General features: G+C 53.5%; 18 protein-coding genes, 1 tRNA gene and 3 pseudogenes. 11 read left to right on the top strand and 11 right to left on the bottom strand.

Going from position 1 to position 23,167, the window contains the following annotated elements:
* Positions 1–35: 35 nt before the first annotated feature.
* Positions 36–963, bottom strand: a pseudogene (locus DO97_RS08450) (glycosyltransferase family 2 protein).
* A 283-nt stretch (positions 964–1,246) separates the two neighbouring features.
* Positions 1,247–1,317: transfer RNA gene (locus DO97_RS08445), tRNA-Gly, on the bottom strand.
* Between the two features lie 68 nt (positions 1,318–1,385).
* On the opposite strand from DO97_RS08445, the gene DO97_RS08440 reads away from it, so the two are divergent.
* Positions 1,386–1,802 (top strand): MGMT family protein, encoded by a 417-nt coding sequence (locus tag DO97_RS08440; RefSeq protein WP_052128534.1) that lies wholly within the window; start codon positions 1,386–1,388, stop codon positions 1,800–1,802.
* A gap of 61 nt (positions 1,803–1,863) precedes the next feature.
* The gene (locus DO97_RS08435; RefSeq protein ID WP_036532463.1) at positions 1,864–2,487 is read left to right on the top strand and encodes a chorismate lyase; all 624 of its coding nucleotides are present in this window, start codon (positions 1,864–1,866) and stop codon (positions 2,485–2,487) included.
* Positions 2,488–2,553: 66 nt separating this feature from the next.
* Here the strand turns inward: DO97_RS08435 and purF are convergent, their stop codons facing one another.
* Together purF and DO97_RS08425 are read right to left on the bottom strand one after the other, a co-directional pair.
* On the bottom strand, positions 2,554–4,188 hold the full coding sequence (gene purF, locus DO97_RS08430) for an amidophosphoribosyltransferase (RefSeq protein ID WP_239651576.1): 1,635 nt from the start codon (positions 4,186–4,188) through the stop codon (positions 2,554–2,556).
* Positions 4,189–4,329: 141 nt separating this feature from the next.
* Positions 4,330–4,830, bottom strand: coding sequence for a pentapeptide repeat-containing protein (locus DO97_RS08425; RefSeq protein ID WP_204368540.1), 501 nt, complete (start codon positions 4,828–4,830; stop codon positions 4,330–4,332).
* Between the two features lie 197 nt (positions 4,831–5,027).
* Between DO97_RS08425 and DO97_RS08420 the strand changes: the two are divergent.
* From DO97_RS08420 to DO97_RS08410, 3 genes and pseudogenes are all read left to right on the top strand, one after another.
* Positions 5,028–5,971: pseudogene (locus tag DO97_RS08420) on the top strand (exopolyphosphatase).
* 96 nt (positions 5,972–6,067) lie between these two features.
* Entirely contained in the window at positions 6,068–9,679 is a 3,612-nt protein-coding gene (gene smc, locus DO97_RS08415; RefSeq protein ID WP_052128532.1) for a chromosome segregation protein SMC, read from the top strand.
* Positions 9,680–9,719: 40 nt separating this feature from the next.
* Positions 9,720–10,733: a PRC-barrel domain-containing protein gene (locus DO97_RS08410; RefSeq protein ID WP_036532462.1), complete on the top strand. Its 1,014-nt coding sequence runs from the start codon at positions 9,720–9,722 to the stop codon at positions 10,731–10,733.
* Positions 10,734–10,747: 14 nt separating this feature from the next.
* Here the strand turns inward: DO97_RS08410 and dacB are convergent, their stop codons facing one another.
* Complete coding sequence (gene dacB / locus DO97_RS08405; RefSeq protein ID WP_204368539.1) at positions 10,748–12,274, bottom strand: D-alanyl-D-alanine carboxypeptidase/D-alanyl-D-alanine endopeptidase; 1,527 nt, start codon at positions 12,272–12,274, stop codon at positions 10,748–10,750.
* A gap of 467 nt (positions 12,275–12,741) precedes the next feature.
* Here dacB and ntcA point away from each other — a divergent pair, with 467 nt between their 5' ends.
* The 6 genes from ntcA to DO97_RS08385 all read left to right on the top strand — a co-directional run bounded on the left by ntcA (position 12,742) and on the right by DO97_RS08385 (position 18,139).
* A complete protein-coding gene (gene ntcA / locus DO97_RS08400; RefSeq protein ID WP_036532460.1) occupies positions 12,742–13,413 on the top strand; it encodes a global nitrogen regulator NtcA in 672 nt (223 codons plus the stop codon).
* Between the two features lie 139 nt (positions 13,414–13,552).
* A complete protein-coding gene (locus DO97_RS25010) occupies positions 13,553–14,065 on the top strand; it encodes a DUF3084 domain-containing protein (RefSeq protein WP_052128530.1) in 513 nt (170 codons plus the stop codon).
* A gap of 71 nt (positions 14,066–14,136) precedes the next feature.
* Positions 14,137–14,973 (top strand): hypothetical protein, encoded by an 837-nt coding sequence (locus tag DO97_RS25005; RefSeq protein ID WP_204368538.1) that lies wholly within the window; start codon positions 14,137–14,139, stop codon positions 14,971–14,973.
* A gap of 34 nt (positions 14,974–15,007) precedes the next feature.
* Positions 15,008–15,493: a tetratricopeptide repeat protein gene (locus tag DO97_RS25000; protein WP_052128528.1), complete on the top strand. Its 486-nt coding sequence runs from the start codon at positions 15,008–15,010 to the stop codon at positions 15,491–15,493.
* Complete coding sequence (locus DO97_RS08390; protein ID WP_338038494.1) at positions 15,462–17,711, top strand: CHAT domain-containing protein; 2,250 nt, start codon at positions 15,462–15,464, stop codon at positions 17,709–17,711. The genes DO97_RS25000 and DO97_RS08390 overlap by 32 nt, the downstream gene beginning before the upstream one ends.
* A 5-nt stretch (positions 17,712–17,716) precedes the next feature.
* Positions 17,717–18,139 (top strand): pre-16S rRNA-processing nuclease YqgF, encoded by a 423-nt coding sequence (locus DO97_RS08385; protein WP_036532458.1) that lies wholly within the window; start codon positions 17,717–17,719, stop codon positions 18,137–18,139.
* On the opposite strand, the pseudogene DO97_RS08380 reads toward DO97_RS08385, so the two are convergent.
* The 6 genes and pseudogenes from DO97_RS08380 to pth all read right to left on the bottom strand — a co-directional run bounded on the left by DO97_RS08380 (position 18,132) and on the right by pth (position 23,151).
* A pseudogene (locus tag DO97_RS08380) lies at positions 18,132–19,770 on the bottom strand (DHA2 family efflux MFS transporter permease subunit). The gene DO97_RS08385 and the pseudogene DO97_RS08380 overlap by 8 nt on opposite strands.
* A gap of 8 nt (positions 19,771–19,778) precedes the next feature.
* Positions 19,779–21,143, bottom strand: a complete 1,365-nt coding sequence (locus DO97_RS08375) for an HlyD family secretion protein (protein ID WP_052128526.1) — start codon at positions 21,141–21,143, stop codon at positions 19,779–19,781.
* 169 nt (positions 21,144–21,312) lie between these two features.
* On the bottom strand, positions 21,313–21,771 hold the full coding sequence (locus DO97_RS08370) for a MarR family winged helix-turn-helix transcriptional regulator (protein ID WP_036532695.1): 459 nt from the start codon (positions 21,769–21,771) through the stop codon (positions 21,313–21,315).
* A gap of 138 nt (positions 21,772–21,909) precedes the next feature.
* Positions 21,910–22,170, bottom strand: coding sequence for a DUF3146 family protein (locus DO97_RS08365; RefSeq protein ID WP_036532455.1), 261 nt, complete (start codon positions 22,168–22,170; stop codon positions 21,910–21,912).
* Entirely contained in the window at positions 22,167–22,481 is a 315-nt protein-coding gene (locus tag DO97_RS08360; protein WP_036532453.1) for a hypothetical protein, read from the bottom strand. The genes DO97_RS08365 and DO97_RS08360 overlap by 4 nt, the downstream gene beginning before the upstream one ends.
* Positions 22,482–22,512: 31 nt before the next feature.
* Positions 22,513–23,151: an aminoacyl-tRNA hydrolase gene (gene pth / locus DO97_RS08355; RefSeq protein WP_036532450.1), complete on the bottom strand. Its 639-nt coding sequence runs from the start codon at positions 23,149–23,151 to the stop codon at positions 22,513–22,515.
* Positions 23,152–23,167 lie beyond the last annotated feature (16 nt).

Here is a 23,167-nt window from a genome sequence, read left to right as displayed (position 1 = left end):
GAGCAGGGCGATCACAATCCTTGGGTTCAGCTGTCTCAGAGGCGATCTATTCTTTTATCAATCATGTCAGCGAGGAGCGCAAACATGCAGAGCTGAGTCCAGGCAACAAACAGAATCAACGTGCGTTCGGTAAGGTCGTGGCGATCGAACAGATCCTGAAACAGGGTGATCAAAAACCCGACAAAGAATACACCAGCAACTGGGAAGAAAACCCGCATCGGGGCAAAGTAGACGCCACTTCTGAGAATCAATTGCATAAATCGCAACGTATCGCGAATAGGTTTAATTTTACTTCTGCCCACCCGATGGTAATAGTCGATCGGTTCATAGTGAACGATGTAGTTGCTGGTCAGCATCGCAATCGTAATCGTGGTTGTAAAGCTAAAACTGTTGGGCAGAATATTGAGAAACTGCTCCGTCACACTTTTCCGCAACACCCGCAGACCACTATTGAGGTCTGGAATTGACGTTTTGGTGACCCACTGGGCAAACCTCACCATAAACCACTTAGGAATTCTGCGGATGGGTGAGTAGGAAACATTAGTACCGATTCGGGCCCCCACTACCATATCGGCAGTGGCGGCAAGGGATACCAACGCGGGGATGCGCTCATTGGGGTAGGTGCCATCGGCATCGGTGATCACAATCAGCGGATACTTGGCATAGCGAATGCCCGTTTTCAAAGCCGCACCGTAACCAAGATTACTACGATGTTCCAGCACCCTGACATCTGTCCGCGATCGCAAAACTCTCCCCCGTGCGATCCGTGGAGCCATCATTGACCACAATAATTTCGTACTTATGCTGCGCTCCCAACTGCTTCTGCAGATGCTCCTGCAACTGCTCCAGGGTTGCAGTGATGCCATCCTCTTCGTTGTACGCTGGAATTACCACCGAGAAATCCAGACGGGTTTCCTCGGCTACAAGCACAGACTGATTGTTGGCAATGTCACACTGATACATAGCAACAGATTATCACCTGAAGATTCTTCTCTCACGGTTGATTCAGGGGTAGATAATCGCTGTAGTCGCGGCAAGGCCTGAAGCTGGGCGAAAACCTTGATCGGGGGAGCATGTTACTTTTTTGAGCGCACAAGATGGTCGAGTTGACCATTTCAAATAAGCACATCGATGTTTTGAATCGGGGTGGCAGGGGCATACGCAGCCCACTGGATGGGTGAAATATATGACTCCAAAGGCGCACCTCAGGTAATTGAATCTGAGCTAGAACCGTAAGTAGACGAAAAGCGGGTAGCGAGAATCGAACTCGCAACTAAAGCTTGGGAAGCTTTCGTTTTACCACTAAACTATACCCGCCAGTGGGTGACGCTAATTTCTAGAATACTAGTGTACCTGAATTCAGCCCTGAATTTCACAACAGACATATGTCTACCTACGACGCTATCTACGCGGTGGTACGCCAGATTCCCAGGGGCAACATTGCCACCTATGGACAGGTGGCAACCCTTACAGGACTGCCCGGACAAGCACGCCTCGTGGGGTATGCCCTTTTTCGAATCAACATCACAACGACAGACGTGCCCTGGCATCGTGTGATCAATGTCCAAGGCAAAATCTCTGCATCGCCTTGGCGTTATAGCGCAGATACACTCCAGAGATCGCTGTTGGAACAGGAAGGGGTGGAGTTTGATTCGAGGGGTCGAGTCAGCTTTACTCAATATTTGTGGCAGCCATTGCCAATTCCCAAAAGCCCGGCTTGCCAGAGCATTGATAGCCATCGTTACAAAGCTTTGGGTGATGACGGGTCAGACAATCTCCCAGAATCGGCGTTTACAGTCTGAGAATGCTCTAGGCTATTTGACCTGCACTATATAATCAAGATAAAAAGTTTTGTAAAGAACATTGACTTCCCTGATTCAACCTCTCAATAGTGTGCCGGTACAGCGCGATTGGTTCGCCCTCGATCTGTTATGGAAAGGGGGAGAAGCTGCGGTTCAGACTGGCTTACCCCATAGTCGTCTAGCACCTACCTGGCAGATGCTGCTCCTCGGAGATGGGTCTCCCACTCGCCATCTACAACTCTTGACGGGGGAACCGACGGAGGTCGATGTGATTGATATGTCCCCCATTGGGATGAATCCCGATGATGCACCAGACCCCATCCACATGATTCCAGGACCACGATTGCGGCGGCAGGTTTGGCTACGCACAGCCTCTGGGCAACGGTTAGCCTATGCCACGTCTTGGTGGGAGGCAAGTCATGTGGATGAGTATCTCCAGAATCGATCGCTTCCCATCTGGGTTAGCCTAGCCCATCAGCGCACGGAACTCTACCGTGACATTAGGGGTGTACACTACGGCAATTCTGTTCCCTTAGCCGCCGCCTTTGGCGATCCAGGGCCTTTCTGGGGGCGGTATTACCTGTTCTGGCACCACGGACATCCCCTGACCCTGATCTACGAAATATTCTCGCCCTATCTGGCTAATTATCTCGGGGCAGTTCGGCCCTCAGGCTGTGCAAGCTGAAATCACAATCCTCGGAGTGCAATCTAGCGTCCGAGGATCAGCGCTGCCAATGACCATCGGTCATGCTTAAAGGACTGCTTTTTCCAGAATTAACTTCGAGCGCTTGACCCGTTCCGGAACTGGAATCGGATAATCTCCCGTGAAGCAGGCGGAGCAAAAGCTCAGGGGATCTTCCTGAGTGGCATTGAGCATTCCCTTCCAACTGAGATAAGCCAGGGTATCGACTCCAATCTGGTCGCGGATTTCAGCTACGGACATAGTGGCAGCAACCAGTTGATCCTGATTATCGGTATCAATGCCATAGAAGCAGGGATGGGTCACGGGCGGGGAGGAGATCCGCATATGAACTTCCGTGGCTCCTGCATCTCGGAGGGCTTTGACAATCTTGTAACTGGTGGTTCCTCGGACAATTGAGTCATCCACAATCACCACTCGTTTACCCACCAGCACATCTTTGAGGGGATTTAGCTTCATGCGAATGCCAGACTCGCGCATCGACTGGGTGGGCTGGATAAAGGTACGCCCCACATAGCGATTTTTAATCAAGCCTTCGGCATAGGGAATTCCGGAGGCGTGGGCATAGCCAATGGCAGCCGGAATCCCAGAGTCAGGAACCCCCAGAATTAAATCGGCAATGACCGGGGCTTCCACCGCGAGTTGCTCACCCAATCGCCGCCGATAACTATACAAACTCTCGCTTTCGAGCATGACACTATCCGGTCTGGCAAAATAAATGAGTTCAAAAATGCAGAGCTTGCGTTCGGAGCGATTTGTCCAATGGAAAGATGCCAATCCTTCATTCGTAATCCAGACCAATTCTCCTGGTTCCACATCCCGCAGATAATCGGCACCAATGATATCCAGGGCACAGGTTTCTGAAGCCAGAACGTAGCGTGGAACTGGGGTCAGCGGGGTCTTGGGCAACACACCAATTACCAAGGGGCGAATACCGTTGGGGTCACGTACCCCCATTAACCCCACCGGCGTTCCAATCACCAGGCTAAAGGCTCCTTCACAGCGGTGTAAGGCGCTGATGGCCCCCTCTAACCAGTCCTTCCCCTGATTGACTTCCTGGGCGATCGCAAAGGCAATTAACTCAGAATCCGTGGTAGTTAGCAAATTACAGTGACTCCTCAGGAGTTCTTCCCGCAGGGAGATCGTATTCACCAAGTTGCCATTGTGAGCCAGGGCCAGTTTCCCCAGCCGAGCCGGAACCACAGCGGGCTGGGCATTGACAACCCGACTGGAACCAGTTGTGGAATAGCGGGTATGTCCCACCGCCAGACAACCGGGTAATTCAAGCAGGATCGACTCATTGAAAACCTGAGTCACCAGCCCCATATCTTTATGCAAATGCACTTCATCGGCTTCAAAGGTGGCAATCCCAGCGGACTCTTGACCCCGATGTTGCAGCGCAAACAAACCAAAATAGGCTAATTTGGCAACATTTTCGTCCGGCGCGTAGACGCCAAAGACACCACAGGCTTCCTCGGGTTTATCAGGTCGTTGGATGTCTCCGGTGATCTCGAAGGGTTCCGAGGCGGACAACTCAGTACTGAGGGAATCAACTTGTCGTCGCGCTGGCAATTCACCGGACTTAGCAGTATCTGCCGGAGAAAGCTGGAGATCAGGATGACGGGAATTCATGCGGTGGTGTTGCTCCTGGTAGGGCAAGTGGGTTGACTGAAGCCGAAGTAGCAAATATATCTCAACCCCACGTGTCGAAATATATCAAATGAGACTTTGAGTTTTAGAATTATTTCATTATTCTAGCCACATGCCACCGGGGTTCCTAGGGGATTGCTGCCAGTTGCCCGTCGCTGAGACGGATGCACCCCCTCCCTAAGCATACAAAGATCCATCGGGTAGGGTGGCTCCCTTGAGTCGGGCTCGCTCTAAATGGGTTCTAGCAAGCTTGGCCTCGTAGAGATTGGCCTTGCCAAGATTGGCTTCCCAAAAGTCAGCGCCCGCTAAGTTAGCCTTCGAGAGATTCACCTTATAGAGATTGGCTTCCCAAAAGTAGGCATCCTGAAGGTTGGCCTCGGCGAGATTTGCGCCACTGAGATCAGCACCCAGTAACGTTGCCAGGGAAAGGTTGGCACCCAGCAAAGTGGCTAGGCAAAGATCCGCTTCCCGCAGATTGGTTTCACTCAAATCAGCGCATTCCAGATTGGCTTTGTATAAATTGATCTGGAACAGATCGAGCTGCGACAGCTTCGCCCCCCTTAAATTGGGAGAGACTGCGGGGTACTCATCCCGCCACTGGTTCCAAGCCAGGGTTCCGAGTTGTAGTCGAGCCAGATGTTCTGGATTTGCCATGCCGTTATTTACTGAATCACCCATCAGTATCCTTCGATCAGTGCTGAGTCCTCACTTTCTTGATCATCGCTGCAAATGGAAGTTTGTGGGGGGTGAGTTAACGCTATACTCAACCCTAGTTCAGCCCAGTCCCCGTTGGGGAATCACCCGCTGGTCCCAGAAGATCTGCTAGATTTGGTGACCCAGGTCTTACGAGCCAGACTGCATCTAGAGGTGTACCTATGTCATTGCATCCCAATCAGTACAGATTAGTTACACGTAGTGATTTTGATGGACTTGTTTGTGCAGTTCTCCTCCGCGAATTAAATTTAATTAATGAGATCAAATTTGCCCATCCCAAAGATATGCAAGATGGCAAAATTGAAATTACCAGCCACGATATCACCGCCAATTTGCCCTACGTCTCAGGAGCGCATTTGGTTTTTGATCATCACATGAGTGAAATTATTCGCCATGAAGATATTTACCACAAAGAGGGTCATGTTTTTGATGCCTCGGCACCTTCAACTGCACGGTTAATCTATGACCATTTTGGCGGCTCAACGCGCTTCCCTCAAATCTCAGAAGTAATGATGGCTGCAGTTGATAAATCTGACTCTGCCCAATTGAGCATTGAAGAAGTCTTAGAGCCAAAAGGCTGGATTTTGCTCAGCTTCATCATGGATTCGAGGACGGGTCTCGGAAGATTTAAAGACTTTCGGATCTCGAACTATGATTTGATGATGGACTTAGTTGAGTATTGTAGAACCTATACCATTGATGAAATTTTGCAGCTACCGGATGTGAAGGAACGGGTTGATCTCTACTTTGAACACGAACATAGCTTCAAGACCCAAATTGTTCACTGTTCTCAGGTCTATGACCCGCTCGTGGTTTTAGATTTACGCCACGAGCAACCCATCTATCCTGGCAACCGATTTATGATCTATGCCATGTATCCCCACTGTAATATTTCTATCTACGCACTACCGGGATTGAACCAAAAAATACCGTGTTTGCCGTTGGTAAATCAATTTTCAACCGCTCCTCGAAGGTGTTTATTGGAGAACTGATGTTTAAGTATGGGGGCGGCGGCCATGCTAATGCCGGAACTTGCCAGATCGAACACGATCGTTCCGATGGAGTGTTACAAGAATTAATTGCTGACATCACTGCCACCCAATGACCACAAAGGGTAACTTAATGACTCATTTCTGGCAACTCCTGAGTCCTCGTGCTAACCTAATCAGCAACCCTAGGAGTTAGTATTCCTGTACGCCAGATGCCATTGGTAGGGGACGCAACCGTTTTTACAAGCGGTTTAGTGTACATTAAGCGGCTGGAACTTTGTAACTTTAAATCCTTTGGTGGCGCGACTCAGGTTCCTCTGCTGCCAGGGTTTACAGTGGTTTCGGGTCCCAATGGCTCCGGCAAGTCTAATATTCTGGATGCCCTGTTGTTTGCCCTGGGATTGTCTACTTCTAAGGGGATGCGGGCGGAGCGCTTGCCCGATCTGGTTAATCATCAACAATCAACCCGGGGTCGGGCAACGGTGGAAGCCAGTGTTACTGTCACCTTTGAGCTAGGGGATGCTGAACCATCAAGTCCGGGAGCGGCTCTCCCCCCGTCTCTGGAATGGAGTGTGACCCGGAAGCTACGGGTCACCCCTCAGGGAACCTATACCTCGACCTATGCCATCAATGGTGAGCCGTGTACCCTCAACGATCTCCATGAGCAACTCCATGAGCTGCGGATTTACCCAGAGGGCTACAATGTGGTGCTGCAAGGGGATGTAACCAGCATTATTTCCATGCCGCCCCGAGAGCGGCGGCAAATTATTGATGAACTGGCAGGGGTAGCGGCGTTTGATCGCAAAATTACCCAAGCCAAAGAAAAGCTCGATGCGGTGAAAGAGCGCCAAGAAAGTTGTCGGATTATTGAGCGGGAATTGACTGAACAGCGCGATCGCTTGGCTCAGGATCGGGTGCAAGCGGAAAAATATCAGAAACTGCGGACGGAGCTAGAGACAAAATCCCAGTGGGAAGTGGTGATTGGCTACCGCCAACTGGCGGCCCAGGTGCAGCAGTTGCGATCGCAGATCCAGGCCGATGAGCAGGTGGATGCTACCCTCAGCGGTCAACTGGCAGCACTTTCGGCCCAGGTCGAGGGGACGACGGTGGAACTAGAGGGACTCAACAACCGCGTCCGGGCCTTAGGAGAAGAGGAATATCTGGGATTGCAAGCGACTCTGGCGACCCACGAGGCCGAGCTGCGGCAACTGCAACGTCAACAGGAGGAATTGACCATCGCCACCCAGGAGACAGCGACGTTGCTGCTACGAACCCAGGGAGAACTCCAGGAACATTGGCAAACCTTGGCAAACCTCACCCAGGAGTATCAAACCATCGCCAGCCAGGATTTGGTCTCCCTCCAGGCATCGCGGGACGAAGCCCAACAGTCGCTGCATACCAGTCGGGAAGCGGCTAGCAACTCCGCCGCCCATGCGGAAGTCTGGGTACAGCAACAAACGACCCTGCATCAACAAATTGCCACCCTCCTGCAAACCCTCGACCCCCAACGCACGGAACAGGCCCAACTGCGGGAGCGGGTGCATCAGTTACAGCGGCAAATTCAGGAGCAGACCCAGCAAGGGCAGCGGTTAGACCAAGAGGTGGAGCAGAAGCAGCAAACCCTGACGGCGGTTCTTACTGCCCAAGAGACCACGGCGGCTCAGGCGATCGCCCTCGCTGAGACCCTGTGGCTGGCTGAAGAAACCTTGCAAGTACAACAACAAACCCAAACTCGCCTGGTGCAAGAGCAACGGGAAAAACAGCGGCAACTGGATAAGTTAGAAGCCCAAGCCCAGGCGATTCAGGAGGGGCAGGGAACTTTTGCCACCAAGGTGATTCTCCAAGCTGGATTGCCCGGTGTCTGTGGCCTAGTAGCCCATCTGGGTCGGGTTGACCCCCGGTATCAACTTGCCTTAGAAGTCTCAGCCGGTGCCCGATTGGGCAATCTGGTGGTGGAAGATGACGGGGTAGCTGCCGCAGGCATTGAATTACTGAAACAAAAACGGGCGGGACGGGTTACCTTTCTGCCCTTGAATAAAATCCAAGGGCCTAAACCCCTGAGTATTCCACCCTGGCAGCGCCTAGAGGGCATGGTTGACCTGGCAGTGAATCTGCTGGCCTGCGATCGCCGCTACGAGGCAATCTTTGCCTACGTTCTGGGGAATACCCTGGTGTTTGACCAATTACAGAACGCCCGTCGCCATCTGGGGCAGTTTCGCATGGTCACCCTTGGGGGCGATCTGCTGGAAAGCACCGGAGCGATGACGGGGGGGAGTGCTCCCACCAACCAAACCCTGCGCTTGGGTACGGTTACGGAAACAGAGTCTTCTGAGATCCGGGACTTAAGCGCCCGTCTCCAAGAGTTAGAGGCAATTCTAGACCGCAGTGGACAGGCCATCCAGCAAATTGGGGCCGAGGTGCAGCAGCGATCGCGGGAACTAATCGAAGTCCGCCAACACCAACGGGAACACCAGCGCCAAGTCACCCAACTCCAATCCGAACTCCAGCAACTCCAGAAGCAACAGAGCCAGTTACACAGCCAACTCTCCCAAAACCACCAGGGACGAACCCAAGCCCAGACGCGCTTGCAGGAACTGGATCACAGCATTCCCACCCAGGAAGTGCAGTTGGAAATCTGGCAACAATCCCTCACCGAGCTAGAGCAGTCCCAAACCCATAGCCAATGGCAGCAAATCCAGGCCAATATTCGTATTCAGGAAGCTCAACTCAATGGGTGGGAACTGGTGCTGCGCAACACGGAACAGCGCCTGCAAGAGCTGGAAAATCAGCGGCAGCTGGTACAGGAGAAAATCCAACAAGCCCAAACCCGTCTGGAAGATTATCGTAGCCAACAGGTTTACCAATCCAACCAGGCAGCCACCCTGAGCCAGCAGCAATCTACGGTCAGTACCCAGGCCGCCCAGACCCAAGGGGAGATCGCTACCCTGGAGCAAACCTTAGGAGAGGCCAAACAAGCCCGCGATCAGGTCGAACGCCAATTACGAGAGCAGCAGCAAAGCCAGCAACAATCCCAGTGGCAGTGGCAAAAACTCCAAGAAACCCAGCACCAGCGCCACGAGCAACTGACTCAACTCCAGGTACAAGTGCAAACCCTGCAGCCAGAACTCCCCGACCCCCTTCCGGAAATTCCCTCAACCCTATCCCTAGATCAACTCCAGCCAGAATTGCGATCGCTGCAAAAACGCATCCAGGCCATGGAACCCGTGAATATGCTGGCCCTGGAAGAATATGACCGCACCCAAACCCGCCTCCAAGAACTCAGCGATAAGCTCACCACCCTGGAATCGGAACGCACCGAACTGCTGCTGCGGATTGAGAACTTTACCACCCTGCGGCAACGTGCCTTTCAGGAAGCCTTTGAGGCCGTCAACGAAAACTTCCAGTCAATTTTCGCCATCCTCTCCGATGGCGACGGCTCCCTGCAACTAGATGATCCCCAGGATCCCGCCACCAGTGGTTTGAATTTAATTGCCCATCCCAAAGGCAAGCCCGTCCAGCGTCTCGCCTCTATGTCTGGGGGTGAAAAATCCCTGACCGCCCTGAGCTTTATCTTTGCCTTGCAGCGTTATCGACCCTCCCCGTTCTATGCCTTCGATGAGGTCGATATGTTCCTAGATGGGTCAAATGTAGAGCGATTGGCTAAAATGATCAAACAGCAGGCGCAGCAGGCGCAATTTATTGTGGTGAGTCTCAGACGACCCATGATGGAATCAGCAGAGCGGACAATTGGTGTCACGCAGGCACGGGGAGCTTATACTCAAGTTTTAGGATTGCAATTGCAACCCCAAGCTGCTTCTGTATGATTCTAGTAATTTCCATTGGCTTCGAGACCAGGACTCGAAAATGACATCTGAAAAAATTTGCTACCGCTCTGACCTTCTAGGCACCCAGGTAATCACTCGTGACACAGGAAAGCGCCTGGGAGTGGTGAACCAGCTGTGGGTTGATATTGACCAACGAGAGGTTGTGGCTATCGGTCTGCGAGACAACCTCCTCACCGGGCTGATCGCCGGAATTCCTCGGTATATGCTCCTCAGCAGCATCCGCCAAATTGGGGATGTCATCCTGGTTGACGACGATAGTGCCATTATCGACCTCGATGCCGAGGCCTATAACAGCTTAATTCGCAATGAAGTCGTTACGGAAACCGGAGAACTCCTAGGGCGGGTTCATGGCTTCCGATTTGATATTGATGACGGCAAGATTTCGGCGCTGATTGTCTCGTCCCTGGGATTTCCCCAAATTCCAGAAAAGTTGATCAGCACCTATGAATTGCCGGTGGATGAAATTGTTAGCAGTGGCCCCGATCGCTTGATTGTCTTTGAAGGAGCGGAGGAGCGCCTCAGCCAAATCACGGAGGGGATTCTTGAGAAGTTTGGCCTGGGTAAACCTCCCTGGGAACGGGAGGAAGCGGATGACTATCTCACCCCGATTGCCCGACCAGAAAACCAGTTAGGCACGGGGGTGCCGCTACGCACCCCCACCCAGCAGTCCCTGCGCACGGTTACCCCGGTGCAGGAGCGGTGGAATGAGAATGACTGGGAAGAAGAAGAACGCCAGCCTCCCCCCAAGCCTGCCCGTCTCCAGCGTGCTGAGCCAGTCTACTACCCCGAAGAGGAAGAGGAGGAGAACTGGAGTGAAGCCGTTGATCGGGATAACTACGACGCAGACTATGAAGAAGACGATGACTACGACTACGATGATGAGATAGAGAGTCGTTCCCCTGAAGAAACTGCCTATACAGAAGCCTACGATGAAGATGTGTGGGCCGATGAAGAACCTCAGTACCAGCCTCCGAAGGTCAACCTCCCTGAAAAGATGAAAACACCGGAATATGAAGAGGAGGGTGGCTATTAGCCCTACTCAGACCTTTAAGGGCAGGATCCTAATCGGGTGAGAAGCAGCACTATTTCATCGAGTGCCTGACGTTGGGCTGCGGTGGGTTGTTCAGACTGATTGACCATGAGGCTGAAGACTAGGGGGATGGCATTCGGTACCAAAACATAACCAGATAGGCTGGAGACCCCTTCTAAGGTGCCGGTTTTGCCTCGGACAACCCCCTGAGCTGATGTCTGTTGCAAACGGTCTTGCAGCGTACCGTTCACCCCTGCGGTTGCTAAGGAAGCCAGAAACACCGATGCTTCTCGTGACTGCGCCATCGCTTGCAAGGTTTGTACAAGGGCGACGGGGCTGACTAAGTTTTGCCGGGACAGACCGGAACCGTCCACAAGGTGATAACCGCCAGGGTCGATGCCCAACTGGGTAAGGGTTGCTTGCAACAGTTCCAGTCCGAGGGTGGCGGTAGATGCCTCGGTTGCTACTTGACTCGCGCCCAAGCTTCGGAGCAGTACCTCTGCATAGAGATTGTTGCTGTCCTGGTTGGCTGTGGTGATCAAGGCTGCTAAGGGGGGGGAGCTGATGGCACCCACCTCTGGTTCCGCCGTGGCACTGGGGGTGTCTGTGATTTCTGTGCGTGTTACTGTGATCTGCTGGGCTGCTAATGCCAGCCGTAACTGCTGTGAGAAGTGCTGCACGGGGTCTGGATAGGGAATACCGATGAACTCTGGATCGGCACCCACCCGTAGCTGTCCCCGTATTTGCAGCCACCCGCCCTGGGGCTGCACCTCAATGAACTCATCGGCGGTGGCTGGCACTGTCTGGGAGACATTGCGAAGGGGCCATAAATTCATGGCCGCAGCATCTTCCCAAGTAATCTGGAGCGGCTGACCCACCGCTTGGGGCATTAAGCGAAGGTAATTGACATTTTGATTCAGAATCAAGCTGGTAGCGGGGGCACCATACCCCAGTTGTACGTCTTCCCAAGCCCAACTGGGAGCGATCGCCGCTCCCAGAAAGTAGTGGGTATCCAACAGCAATAGATCAATGTGCAGAATACCCTGGCGACGCAGTTGCTGGGCTAAGTCCTGAAGGTTTGCCGTTGTAAAACTGGGGTCACCCCGTCCCACTAGCCGCAATACCGTAGCGTCAGGACGCAAACCCGCAATGGTCAGGGTTGCTGGATTGACCCGTTGAACCGTTGTCCGCATCCGAAAGTCAGCACCCAAACGGTGGAGGGCGGCGGCGGTCGTCATCAACTTGACGTTAGAGGCTGGAATAAAGAATCGATAGGAGTCCCGCTCGAAGAGGGTCACGGGGGGAGACAAGGTTTGAATTAAAATCCCCCAACGAGAGCGGTGCCATTGAGGACGATCTAAAATTCCCTGGATTGCCCTTGCCAAATCAGCCCTACAGAGGGGTCTGTCCATGGGGTGAGCCACAGTAACGGGGGGAGGCGAAGGACTGATCCCCTGGGCTTTGACCATTCCCCCACCAGAACTCAGAGCTAGGAATAGCAGGAATGTATTGATCCAAGGAATCTGCCACAGGGTTAGACTCATTACCAAATACACGGGGATCATTCAGGTCGGTAGAAAGAGATCGGGCAGGTTCCAGGGTCTCAACTCAACATTCTGAGAATTTGCAGCTTTAGTAGGATATAGCGTTCCTCGCAATCTTGTGATCCTAGCCAGGGACTTTTCTGGGTTCGGCAGCGAGGAGATTAACAGGTAACGGTTTTTTGTACCTTTAGCTACAAAACATGGAATGAAGTCAGTATAAGTGTTGTGACATTCCCCGTTTGTTAGTCAACCCGACCTTAGTACCTCTGTGCTAAAATAGCGCTTTTGGGGGGATGAATGGCAACTGCTGACAACTCATGAGACCTAAAATCATGACAGAGCGCTGAGGGTGTGCCAGTTTTCTCTCATGAGCTAACTTCCCAGATTGATGACGACCATAACCAATCATTGGGTTTGAGCTGTCAAGCGTGGTGAGGACATCAGCTTCCATTAGGTATTACGGAGATATGGTAGAGACCCAAGATAGACCGTTAGCAACCGTGTTTCGGAAAATGGCAAGTGGCGCGTTTCCGCCGGTTGTCGAGACGTTTGAGCGGGGCAAGACCATCTTTTTCCCTGGTGATCCAGCGGAGCGGGTCTATTTTTTGGTCAAGGGCGCGGTCAAGCTTTCCAGGGTCTATGAGGCCGGAGAAGAAATTACGGTGGCACTGCTCCGGGAAAACAGTGTCTTTGGGGTGCTTTCTCTGATCACGGGGCATCGCTCCGATCGGTTTTACCATGCGGTAGCCTTTACTCCCGTGGAGCTGCTTTCGGTGCCCATTGAACAGGTCGAGAAGTCCCTGAAGGATGACCCGGAACTGTCGATGTTGATGTTGCAAGGGTTATCCTCCCGCATTTTGCAAACGGAGATGATGATTGAAACCCTAGCCCACCGTGATATGGGGTCGCGTTTAGTGAGTTTTCTGTTGATTCTCTGTCGGGATTTTGGGGTGCCGGGGTCAGAAGGGATTACCATCGATTTGAAGCTGTCCCACCAGGCGATCGCAGAAGCCATTGGTTCGACCCGCGTCACAGTCACCCGTCTGTTGGGGGATCTGCGTCAAGATCAGATGATTTCCATTCACAAGAAAAAGATTACGGTTCACAATCCGGTGGCGTTGAGCCAACAGTTTACTTGATGGGGAACGCTGTCATTGGGAACACAGTCTGGTTCAATGGGGAACAGGGCGTCTCTTCCTCGGCTCAGCTCTCAAACATGGGGTTAAGCAAGGACTCCTCTACACTGGATGTACTGCTGCTGCGGGTATTAAGCACTGAATGTCTACGGCTGCGTTCGTCCTAGTTCTGGCAGTTTTGATCCTGGGAGGCGTCATTGCCACAGTGGGCGATCGCTTGGGGACAAAGGTGGGGAAGGCCAGACTGAGTCTGTTCAACCTCCGCCCCCGACAGACCGCCGTTCTGGTAACGATTTTGAGCGGCATTACAGTTTCAGCTTCCACATTGGCGGTTTTGTTTGCCACCAGTGACCAGCTCCGCACCGGAGTCTTTGAACTGGACAAAATTCAGAAGCGATTGCGAGATGCCCGCCAGGATCTGGATGAGGTGCGGCAGCAGAAGACCCAAGTAGAGCAGCAGCTGACCAAGGCTAGGTCGGAGCAGACAACCGCACAACAACGGTTAAATACCACTAACCAATCCCTGAAAAACTGCCTTAACCAAACTTTCCCAGGCAGTCACCAAACAGGCACACACCGAAGCCGAGCTCAATACCACTCAGAAAAAACCTGGGACAGATTGCTGACAACTATCAACAAGCCCAAACGAAGCTAGCAACCATTTCCCAACAGACCCAGACCCTGCGTGCTGACATCAGCCGTCTCCAAGGGGAAAGACAGGAGTTGGTGGCTCAGCGTAATCAGGTGAAAGCCCAAATTATCCAGCGGGATCAAGAAATTGCCCAATTGGATCGAACCATTGCTCAGCGGGATCTGATCCTGGCTCAACGGGAATCGCGGCTAAAAACCTTGGAGGAGCAGCAGGCCTCCTTAGAAGAAAAGGTTGCGGAACTCACCCAAAAGTTTCAGGCCTTACGTCAGGGATTTCAAGAACTGCGCTTGGGGAATGTCGCCCTGCTCCGCAGTCAGGTACTCTCCTCCGGTGTGATCCGGATTATCAAGCCCAATGCTGCCCGTCAGGCCGTCGATCAGCTGCTGCGAGAGGCTAACCGCACGGCCCTGCGTCTGACACGACCGGGAGTGCCTCATCAAAATGAACAGGTGATTCGGATTACCACCACAGAGGTCGATCGCCTGGTCAAACAGATTGAAGATGGCCGTGATTATGTGGTGCGAATTCTCTCGGCGGGTAACTATCTCGCAGGGGAAAAAAATCTCCAGGTCTTTGCCGATGCCACCTTGAATCAAGTGGTATTTCGCGCTGGGGAGCAGGTAGCAACCACAGCCGCTGACCCGGCCAAAATGACGGAGCAGGAACTGTTGCAGCGACTGGATCTATTGCTCCTTGCGGCTCAATTTCGTGCCCGTCAAAGTGGCATTCTCTCCGATGCCATCGAGATTGATAACGATAGCCTAGGGAAGTTTTTTGACAAACTCAAACAGTCTAAAGAACCCCTGGACATTCGGGCGATCGCCGTCGATATTACCTATACCCTGGGGCCACTGAAGGTAGAATTAGTCGCCGTCCACAATGGTCAGGTGCTCTTCCGTTCCATTCAGTAGCATCCCTCTCTCCCTGCCCTGAGGTGCCAGTCATATGCATCAAATTCTCAGTGGTCTGCTTGCTGCCAGCCTCAGTGTGTCCTGGGTGTCGTTTGTGACCTTACCCGCGATCGCCCAAGCAACAGACTCCCCCACCAACAGCCTGCCCAGGCTCATCCACCAGGCAGGGCAACAAATCCAGGAGGGGCAGTTTCGCCAAGCCTTCACCACCCTCCAGCAGGCATTGCACCTGTCTCGACAGATGGGTGACCCCGGTCAAGAGGCCAGGGTTTTGACTCTCCTCGGACGGGTTGCCATCACTCTGGGGAACTCTCAGCAGGCGGTGGAGGTGCTTAACCAGGCTCTGCCCCTGCACCGGACGGTGGGCAATCCCACCGGAGAAGCAGCGACCCTGAATAATTTGGGCTTGGCTTATCACTCCCTAGGGCAGACGCAGAAAGCCCTGGACTATTACCAGCAGGGACTCGCCCTAGTCAGAACCCTGGGCGATCGGGGGGGGGGAATCCACAACGCTGAATAATATTGGTGGTCTCTACAGCAGTCTGGGTCAGATTCAGACAGCCCTGGACTATTACCAGCAAGCTCTCAAGATTCGTCATGCCGAGGGCGATCGCTCGGGGGAGGCCATTACCCTACTGAATATTGGGGATGCCACCCAGCGTCTGGGGCAACCTCAAACAGCCCTGGACTATTATGATCAGGCCCTACCGATGTTCAAAGCCGTCGGCGATCGCCTGGGGGAATCGGTCACCCTCAACAACATCGGGGGCATCTACAGCACCCTGGGGCAGCCCCAAAAGGCACTGGATTATTACAACCAAGTTTTGACCATGACCCGAACCCTGGGCGATCGCTCAGGAGAAGCCAGAACCCTGAACAATATTGGTTCTATTTACACGAATCTAGGGCAGTTCCCCCAAGCCCTCGACTATCTCAACCAAGCCCTACCGATCTTTCAAGAGACGGGAAACCGCCATGGGGAAGCCGTTACCCTCAATAACATTGGGGGCATCTACAACGAAGGCTCCCAACCCCAGAAAGCCTTGGCCTACTATCAACAAGCCCTTATCCTCCGTCGTGCCATTGGCGATCGCGCTGGGGAAGCCACCACCCTGGGAAATATCGGGGGAGCCTACAGCCACCTGAAGCAAGTTGATAAGGCTCTGCAATATTACCAGCAAGTTCTGCCGATGTTTCAGAGCATCGGCGATCGCGCCGGAGCAGCCGCAACCCTCAGTAACCTGGGCTGGCTCTACCGCTCCACCGAGAAAATCCCCCAAGCGATCGCGGCTTGGGAGCAGTCTCTGACGCTGAAACTAGCAATTCGCAGCAGTCTTAACCGCAGCAATCGCTCCGCCTTTCTGGAAGCGGATGCCTTCACGGGCTATTGGTTGGTGAACTTGCTGATTGACCAGCACCAACCCCAGCGAGCCTATGAATGGGTGAATCTGATTACCACTGCGGATCTGGCAGACTATTCGCGGTTGATTGCTGCCAAGGTGGCCAATCCCAAGGCGCAACAAGCCTTAGAGCAGTGGAATCAAGAATATCAACAGCTGGAACGGTTGCAACAGCAACTCCAAGAACGGTTCTCCCTGAAATTGTCCCAGCAGGTGCAGGTTTCTCAGGCCCAACTGAATCAACAGGGGGAGGAGATTTCTCGACGGTTCCCAGAAGTGGCCGAGCTGTTTGAAACCACCCCCACCGATATTGCCCAATTACAATCCCATCTTTCCCCAGGAACCGTCGTACTCCATCCAGTATTGCTCAGCTCCCTCAAAGGGTCCCCCGATGCCATGGCGCTGTTTCTGGTAACTCGAGATCGGGTGACGGTGACAAAGGTGCCCCTTCAGCCCCATGCCTTTGACCGCTTGCTCACCCTTTATCGCCGCCAGATTCAGGATTACCGCACCCAGGCATTTAAGCCCCTCAGTGAGCAACTCTATGACCTACTCATTCGACCGATTGAAGCCCAAATTCAGGCGATGAATCCGACCCAACTCAGCATCATTGCAACGGGCAAATTACGCTACATTCCCTTTGAAACATTATTTGACCACCAATCGGGTAAATATTTGATTGAGAAATATCCGATCAATAACTTGACGCGCCTGTCGATACGAGCCCTGCAACAACCCGCCAACCCTCACACCGCCAGCATTTTAGGATTGGGCAACCCCTTCCCCAACGATAATCGCACCCTGCCCGCTGCTGAATTAGAAGTCAAGACCATCACCCCCCTGCTTCCCAAGAGTCTGGCCTATCTGGGCAAGCAGGCAACCTTGGAAAACTTTAAGCTGCAAGCCCCTCGGTTTTCGATTCTGCACTTGGCAACCCACGGTTGTTTTCAGCCAGCGGGTTGTCCAGACTTGCAAATGACTGCCAATACCCTGTTATTTGCCGACCGCAACCTCAATATTGCCGATGCCGCGCTTTTGGGGTTGCAAAATACGGATTTAGTTGTCCTCAGTGCCTGTCAAACCGCTGTACAGGCCAATTCCCATGGCGAGGAATTCACCGGGATTGCCTATTTGTTTGAGCGCGCTGGTGCCCGCTCGGTGATTGCCAGTCTGTGGACGGTGGATGATCAAGCCACTGGTCAGTTAATGATTCAGTTTTACCGCAATCTCCGACAGGGCATGGGCAAAGGGGAGTCCTTACGCCAGGCTAAGATCAGCCAAATGCAATTACATCCCTACTATTGGTCGCCCTTTATCCTGATTGGAGATACCCGTTAGCCTGTATGCACCCAACTCTCGACCAACCTGTGATTCTCGGCTTTGATCCCGGTCGTGCTAAGTGTGGACTGGCGATCCAGGGGGTGGATCGGCGTCTCTACTATCATCAGGTTGTGCCCGCCACGGATGCGATCGCCAGGATTCAGTCCCTCAGGCAGCAGTTTCCCATTTCGTTGCTGGTGATGGGGGATCAAACCACGGCACCTACCTGGAAGCGAACCCTGCAAGACTTGCCCGATCCCCTGCGGATTGTGCTGGTGAATGAACGTTACAGCAGCTTGGAGGCCCGACAGCGCTACTGGCAAATGTATCCTCCCAAAGGATTGACGGCGCTGATCCCGGAAGGAATGCGAACGCCCCCCCGCCCCATCGACGACATTGTGGCGATTTTATTAATCGAACGCTATTTGGCACAACTCGTTACCTGAACAGTGCCTTCCCGGTGACACCATGCGCTACGGTTAATGCACCCCGGAAGACCCCCCGCCCCCGACTGGGTTTAAAGAAGATGACGGTGATGCCACTGAACAGCAGGGCACAACCAATGAAGTAGAAGCAGTCATCGTAGGCCATCAAATAGGCTTCACGACGGACAAGGTGATCAATGGCGGCGATCGCCTGTTGTTGCGCCGTAATCAGATCAGCCCCCTGACTGGTAAAATACTGGGTCATTTGTGTTAACCGCTCCTGCAGCTGAGGGTTGTACAGGGAGATCGCTTCACCCAGGCGACTGGCGTGTAACTGTTGCCGTTGAGCCAGTAGGGTCCCCAGGGTGGCAATCCCCAGTGATCCCCCCAGATTGCGCATCATATTGAACAACCCAGAGGCCGATCCAGCTTGCTCCGGGGGGATTTCAGCGGTGGCAATGGTTGCCAACGGAATCATGATTAACGGCTGTCCCAAGGCCCGTACAATCTGAGACAACCACAGTTGCTCTAACCCAGTGTCGTGGGTGAGGGTGGCGTTCATGAAACAACTGATGGCAAATAAACTGACCCCCATGGCTAGTAAAAAGCGGGGGGCTAACCGCTGCATCAGTTTCGGGATCAACGGAATGATCACCAGTTGGGGAAATCCCATCCACATCAGCACCTCCCCAATCTGCATCGCGTTGTAACCCTGAATTTGGCTCAGGTATAACGGCAGGATAAATATGGAACCATAAAGCCCCAGTCCTAATCCAACATTGACCACACTGGCGATGCCAAAATTGCGATACCGCAGCAGCCGCAGATTGATGAACGGATGAGCATGGGTGAGTTCAATCCAGAAAAACACGGTAAGGAAGATGGCTGCTAGCAGACTCAGCGTTAGGATCAATGGGGAACCAAACCAATCTTTCCGTGTGCCTTCTTCCAGCACTACCTGTAAACAGCCGAGGCCGATCGCCATGGCCAAAATTCCGAGCCAATCCCCCTGCCGCAGTCGATGCAGTTGCGATCGCTGGGGGGCGATCGCGTACCATACCGCTGCCAACAAGAGCAAACCTGGAACCAGGTTGAGGTAGAAGATCGAGCGCCAACTGAAGGATTCCGTTAACCAGCCCCCCAAGGTGGGGCCAATGGAGGGCGCAAAGGTGGCGGTAATGGCGAATAAGGCCATGCCGATGGGCTGCTTGCTTGGGGGGAGGGTTGTCAGCAAGACAATGAATGCCAGGGGGATTAACACCCCCCCGTGTGAAACCCTGGAGGGCTCGAAATATCACCATGGAAGAGAGGTTCCAGGCCCAGGTACAACTAATTGAGAACACAACAAAGAGAGCTGCATTCACCAGCAAGTAGCGTCGGAGGGAAAACACCTGGGAGAGCCAGCCCGTCAGGGGGATGACAATGATTTCAGCCACCAAGTAAGCGGTGGAAATCCAAGAACCCTCCTCCAAGGTGGCATTCAGGGCAGCTTGAATATCCTTGAGGGATGAATTGGTAATCTGAATGTCCAGAACTGCCATGAAGGCGCCCAAGATCGTCCCAAACACCCCGATCCAGGTTTTGAGAGATACCTGGGCATCCGCACCCGGAGTGGTGCTGGAGGGACCCGCAGCAGTCGAAGGACTAGACACAACCAGACCTACCTGAGTTCAACACTGACGGTGGCAGACATCCCCGGCACAATCACGGATTCATACCCATGGATGCTTTCCGGCTCAAAGACAATTTTGACGGGAATCCGTTGCACAATTTTGGTGAAATTGCCAGTGGCATTGTCGGGGGGCAGGAGGGCAAACTGCGCCCCAGAGGCAGGAGCCACACTCTCCACATGTCCCAGGAATGGGTGATTTGGGAAGCTATCCAGATGAATGGCCACCGGTTGTCCCGGTCGCATCCGCTCCAACTGGGTTTCTTTGAAGTTGGCCGTAATCCAGGACACCGATTGCACCAGTGCCATTAAAGGGGTACCGACCTGCACCTGCTGTCCTGGCTCTACAGCCTTATGGCCAATGTGCCCACTGGTGGGAGCCACCACCTGGGTGTAAGACAATTGCAACTGAGCATTTTTGACTGCAACTTCGGCTTGGGCGATCGCGGCTTGGGCCCGCAGCCAATCACTGCGGTCAATGGCGGTCTGAAGCTGCTTGGCATTAGCCAGCTGGAAACTGCCTTGGGCATATTGCAATCCGGCCTCGTAGGTCACCACTCGCTGTTGCGCCTGGGTCAACTTGGCTTGAGCCTGTCGTACCCCTTCCATTTGAGCCACCCGCTCTCCCTGGGCGACCTCATAGACCTGCTGGGCAGTCTCGAGTTGTTGACGGGCGATCGCCCCGGATTGAAACAAACTCCGAAAGCGTTCATAGTCAAGCCGCGCCTTCTCCAGATTCGCCTCCGCTTCAGCCAGCAGAGCTTGCGCCTTCGGGATACCCGCCTCGGCCTCCCGGACTGCGGCGGCAGCACCCTCCAGTGCGGCGGTAATACTGCCATGGAGGCCGCGCACTTGAGTCACAGCAGCAGTGGCATTTTGACCGGAGAGATGAACCCGAATCTGAGCTGTTTGGGCTTGACGCCGTAACATTTCCAGTTCGGTTTGCGCTTGTTGCAGTTTTAATACATAGTCTCGACGATCTAAGCGCACCAGTACCTGCCCTTGGTGTACCAGCTGATTATCGACCACCAGTACCTGCTGCACGGTGCCAGGAATGCGCGTACTCACGGGATGGAGATGGCTGGTGACGGTGGCATTGTCCGTCTCTTCATGGGTGGAAGCATATTGCCACCAGTGGTATCCCAAGCCAAGAACCACCATGACGCCCAGTCCTGCTAGCAGGAACGGACGGGGAGATCGCCCCTTGTGAGGTGGCGGCGATTCAGGAACCGTTGTGACGAGCGGGTTGCCACCTGACTTCCGCAACACTGTTTCTGAGTATTCATGCTGCCCCAGCTGGGGGTCTAGATTTTGAATGCCGGAGCGATCGCTCCGAGCGTCTGTTGGTGATTGCATGCCCCCGCACTCCCTTACAGGCATAAGCTGTAGTTGTAACCGGGTGGATTGCTCACCCGGACGTCATTAGGACTTAATTATTTCGTATACGTAATGAATGGCTTGGCATCGAGACCATCCGGCAGATCCTTGAGTCCTATCGAGAGATCAACACCCTGAAAAAACCTAGTTAAGCGCAGTTGGCGATCAGTAAATCCAGTAGTCGAGAAATTTCTGCCCGATCTTGGGGAGTCATTCCCTGTAAAACCTCTTCTTGCACCCCCAGGGCAATAGGAGGTAATACCTGTTGCAATTCCTGACCCATTGCCGTCAACCAGACCCGCCAGACTCGTCGATCTTGAAGATCCCGTTGTCGATAGATGAACCCTCGATCTTCCATGCGATCGAGGACACCGGTAATGGTGCCGCCAACCTGGCGCAACTGGTCAGCAATTTGACAGGTCGCCAAACCATCTTCTTGCCAGAGGCAACACAGAACAACCCAGTGAAAAGGCGTTAAACCTAGAGGATCTAGTCGGTCTTGAAACTTCCGACTGAGCAGCTGGGAGAGCAGCTTCAGGCGGTAACCAATGCTATGGGGTGCCAAAACCAATTGTAATTCAGGGGGCAAAGCGGCAGCAGTTACCATAGCATTTAAATTTTGCATGCTAAATATCAGTGTAGCATATTTATGCCTACTAAATATCTATGCCGAGCTAGGCCGAGCTAGCCTCAGAAAAAACAGGCTGTTGCCATCCCCCACAGGGGTGACAGGTTGAGATCCCAGCTAGATCTCCGCCCGAATGGTAAAGGAATAGTCTCCCCCTGGTTCCAACTGGTAGTCCCACCGTTCGAGAAATCGTCCCAACGGCTCCTGAATCAAAGCCCGACCCCGCGAGGGTTCCACCACAAGTAATCCTTGACGGAAGCACCACTGAAACTGCCACTCAAACTGATTCGCCCTGACCTCGCCGCTCAGTTCTCCCTGCTGCCAGCACTGATGGGTAATGCGGACATGGGCTGTAGTTTCTGGGAGACGATGACTCATGCTTTGGCAGATCGTCTTGCCAGTCGCGCCTCCGGTTCCATCGCCCAGAGGACAAACCCCTTGGTACTACTCGTGACTAACACCGTATGACTGCGCTCCCGCAGCCGCAGTGCTGCCCGTTCCATGCCTTCGACGCTGGGAAAGAAGCGCACATAGCTATAGAACTGCCCCCGATAGAACACAGCACCCATAGGGCGGGGTGTCTCAGGGAGATAGATGTGACAGCGTTTAACCTCCTGAGTCTGGAGCAACGGAATCTGCTGTTGAGCAAGACTGCTGCGGGCTGCTTCAAGGGCGCGGGGCTCTGGCATGGGGAAGACAACTCCTGGGGATGGGAAAATTTTAAAGCCCGACGGCGGAAACAGCACGAGGGTTGTACAAACTCATGGCTTTTTCGACACCAAACTTGAAGCTGGCCTCAATAGACTCACGGACAAGATTCAGCACCTCCCCAACCAGTTGAGATTCAGCCTTACTAAAGTTCCCTAACACATGGGAAATGGTGTCAGTCTCGGAGGGAGCCTGGGTAACGGGCTTACCAATGCCAATGCGGAGTCGGGGAAAGTCCGAGGTGCCAAGGTGGGCGATCGCCGACTTCATGCCATTGTGCCCCCCTGCAGAACCCGCTAGACGCAGGCGTAACTTGCCCAGGGGTAAATCCATGTCATCGTAGATCACCAAGATACTGGCTGGAGAGAGCTTGTACCAATCTACTGCCGCTCGAATCGACTGCCCGGAGCGATTCATGTAGGTCAAGGGCTTCAACAGCCGAATTTTCTGGCCTGGGAACACCATGCCCTCCCCAAAAATGCCTTGGAACTTGCGATGCTCGGAAAGGGGAATCTGCCAAGAGCGGGAAAGGGCATCGACGGCGGCAAAACCAATATTATGACGGGTCTGATCATACTTGGGTTCTGGATTGCCCAAGCCAATAATTAACTGGGGAATCAGCGGGGTAGGGGGTGCGGTCAGCTCCGTCATGGGGGGGGGTGATTAG

Source organism: Neosynechococcus sphagnicola sy1 (genome assembly GCF_000775285.1).
Lineage (GTDB): Bacteria > Cyanobacteriota > Cyanobacteriia > Neosynechococcales > Neosynechococcaceae > Neosynechococcus > Neosynechococcus sphagnicola.
The sequence above is the reverse complement of the archived record's forward strand: the minus strand, read 5'-3'. Positions and strand labels throughout refer to the sequence as shown.

Bases quoted from the DNA above. Each gene is read 5' to 3' on its own strand.
- DO97_RS08440 (WP_052128534.1), top strand. From the start codon at position 1,386: ATGTCTACCTACGACGCTATCTACGCGGTGGTACGCCAGATTCCCAGG.
- DO97_RS08425 (WP_204368540.1), bottom strand. From the start codon at position 4,830: ATGGGTGATTCAGTAAATAACGGCATGGCAAATCCAGAACATCTGGCT.
- smc (WP_052128532.1), top strand. From the start codon at position 6,068: ATGCCATTGGTAGGGGACGCAACCGTTTTTACAAGCGGTTTAGTGTAC.
- DO97_RS08410 (WP_036532462.1), top strand. From the start codon at position 9,720: ATGACATCTGAAAAAATTTGCTACCGCTCTGACCTTCTAGGCACCCAG.
- dacB (WP_204368539.1), bottom strand. From the start codon at position 12,274: ATGAGTCTAACCCTGTGGCAGATTCCTTGGATCAATACATTCCTGCTA.
- ntcA (WP_036532460.1), top strand. From the start codon at position 12,742: ATGGTAGAGACCCAAGATAGACCGTTAGCAACCGTGTTTCGGAAAATG.
- DO97_RS25010 (WP_052128530.1), top strand. From the start codon at position 13,553: ATGTCTACGGCTGCGTTCGTCCTAGTTCTGGCAGTTTTGATCCTGGGA.
- DO97_RS25000 (WP_052128528.1), top strand. From the start codon at position 15,008: ATGCATCAAATTCTCAGTGGTCTGCTTGCTGCCAGCCTCAGTGTGTCC.
- DO97_RS08385 (WP_036532458.1), top strand. From the start codon at position 17,717: ATGCACCCAACTCTCGACCAACCTGTGATTCTCGGCTTTGATCCCGGT.
- DO97_RS08375 (WP_052128526.1), bottom strand. From the start codon at position 21,143: ATGCAATCACCAACAGACGCTCGGAGCGATCGCTCCGGCATTCAAAAT.
- DO97_RS08370 (WP_036532695.1), bottom strand. From the start codon at position 21,771: ATGGTAACTGCTGCCGCTTTGCCCCCTGAATTACAATTGGTTTTGGCA.
- DO97_RS08365 (WP_036532455.1), bottom strand. From the start codon at position 22,170: ATGAGTCATCGTCTCCCAGAAACTACAGCCCATGTCCGCATTACCCAT.
- DO97_RS08360 (WP_036532453.1), bottom strand. From the start codon at position 22,481: ATGCCAGAGCCCCGCGCCCTTGAAGCAGCCCGCAGCAGTCTTGCTCAA.
- pth (WP_036532450.1), bottom strand. From the start codon at position 23,151: ATGACGGAGCTGACCGCACCCCCTACCCCGCTGATTCCCCAGTTAATT.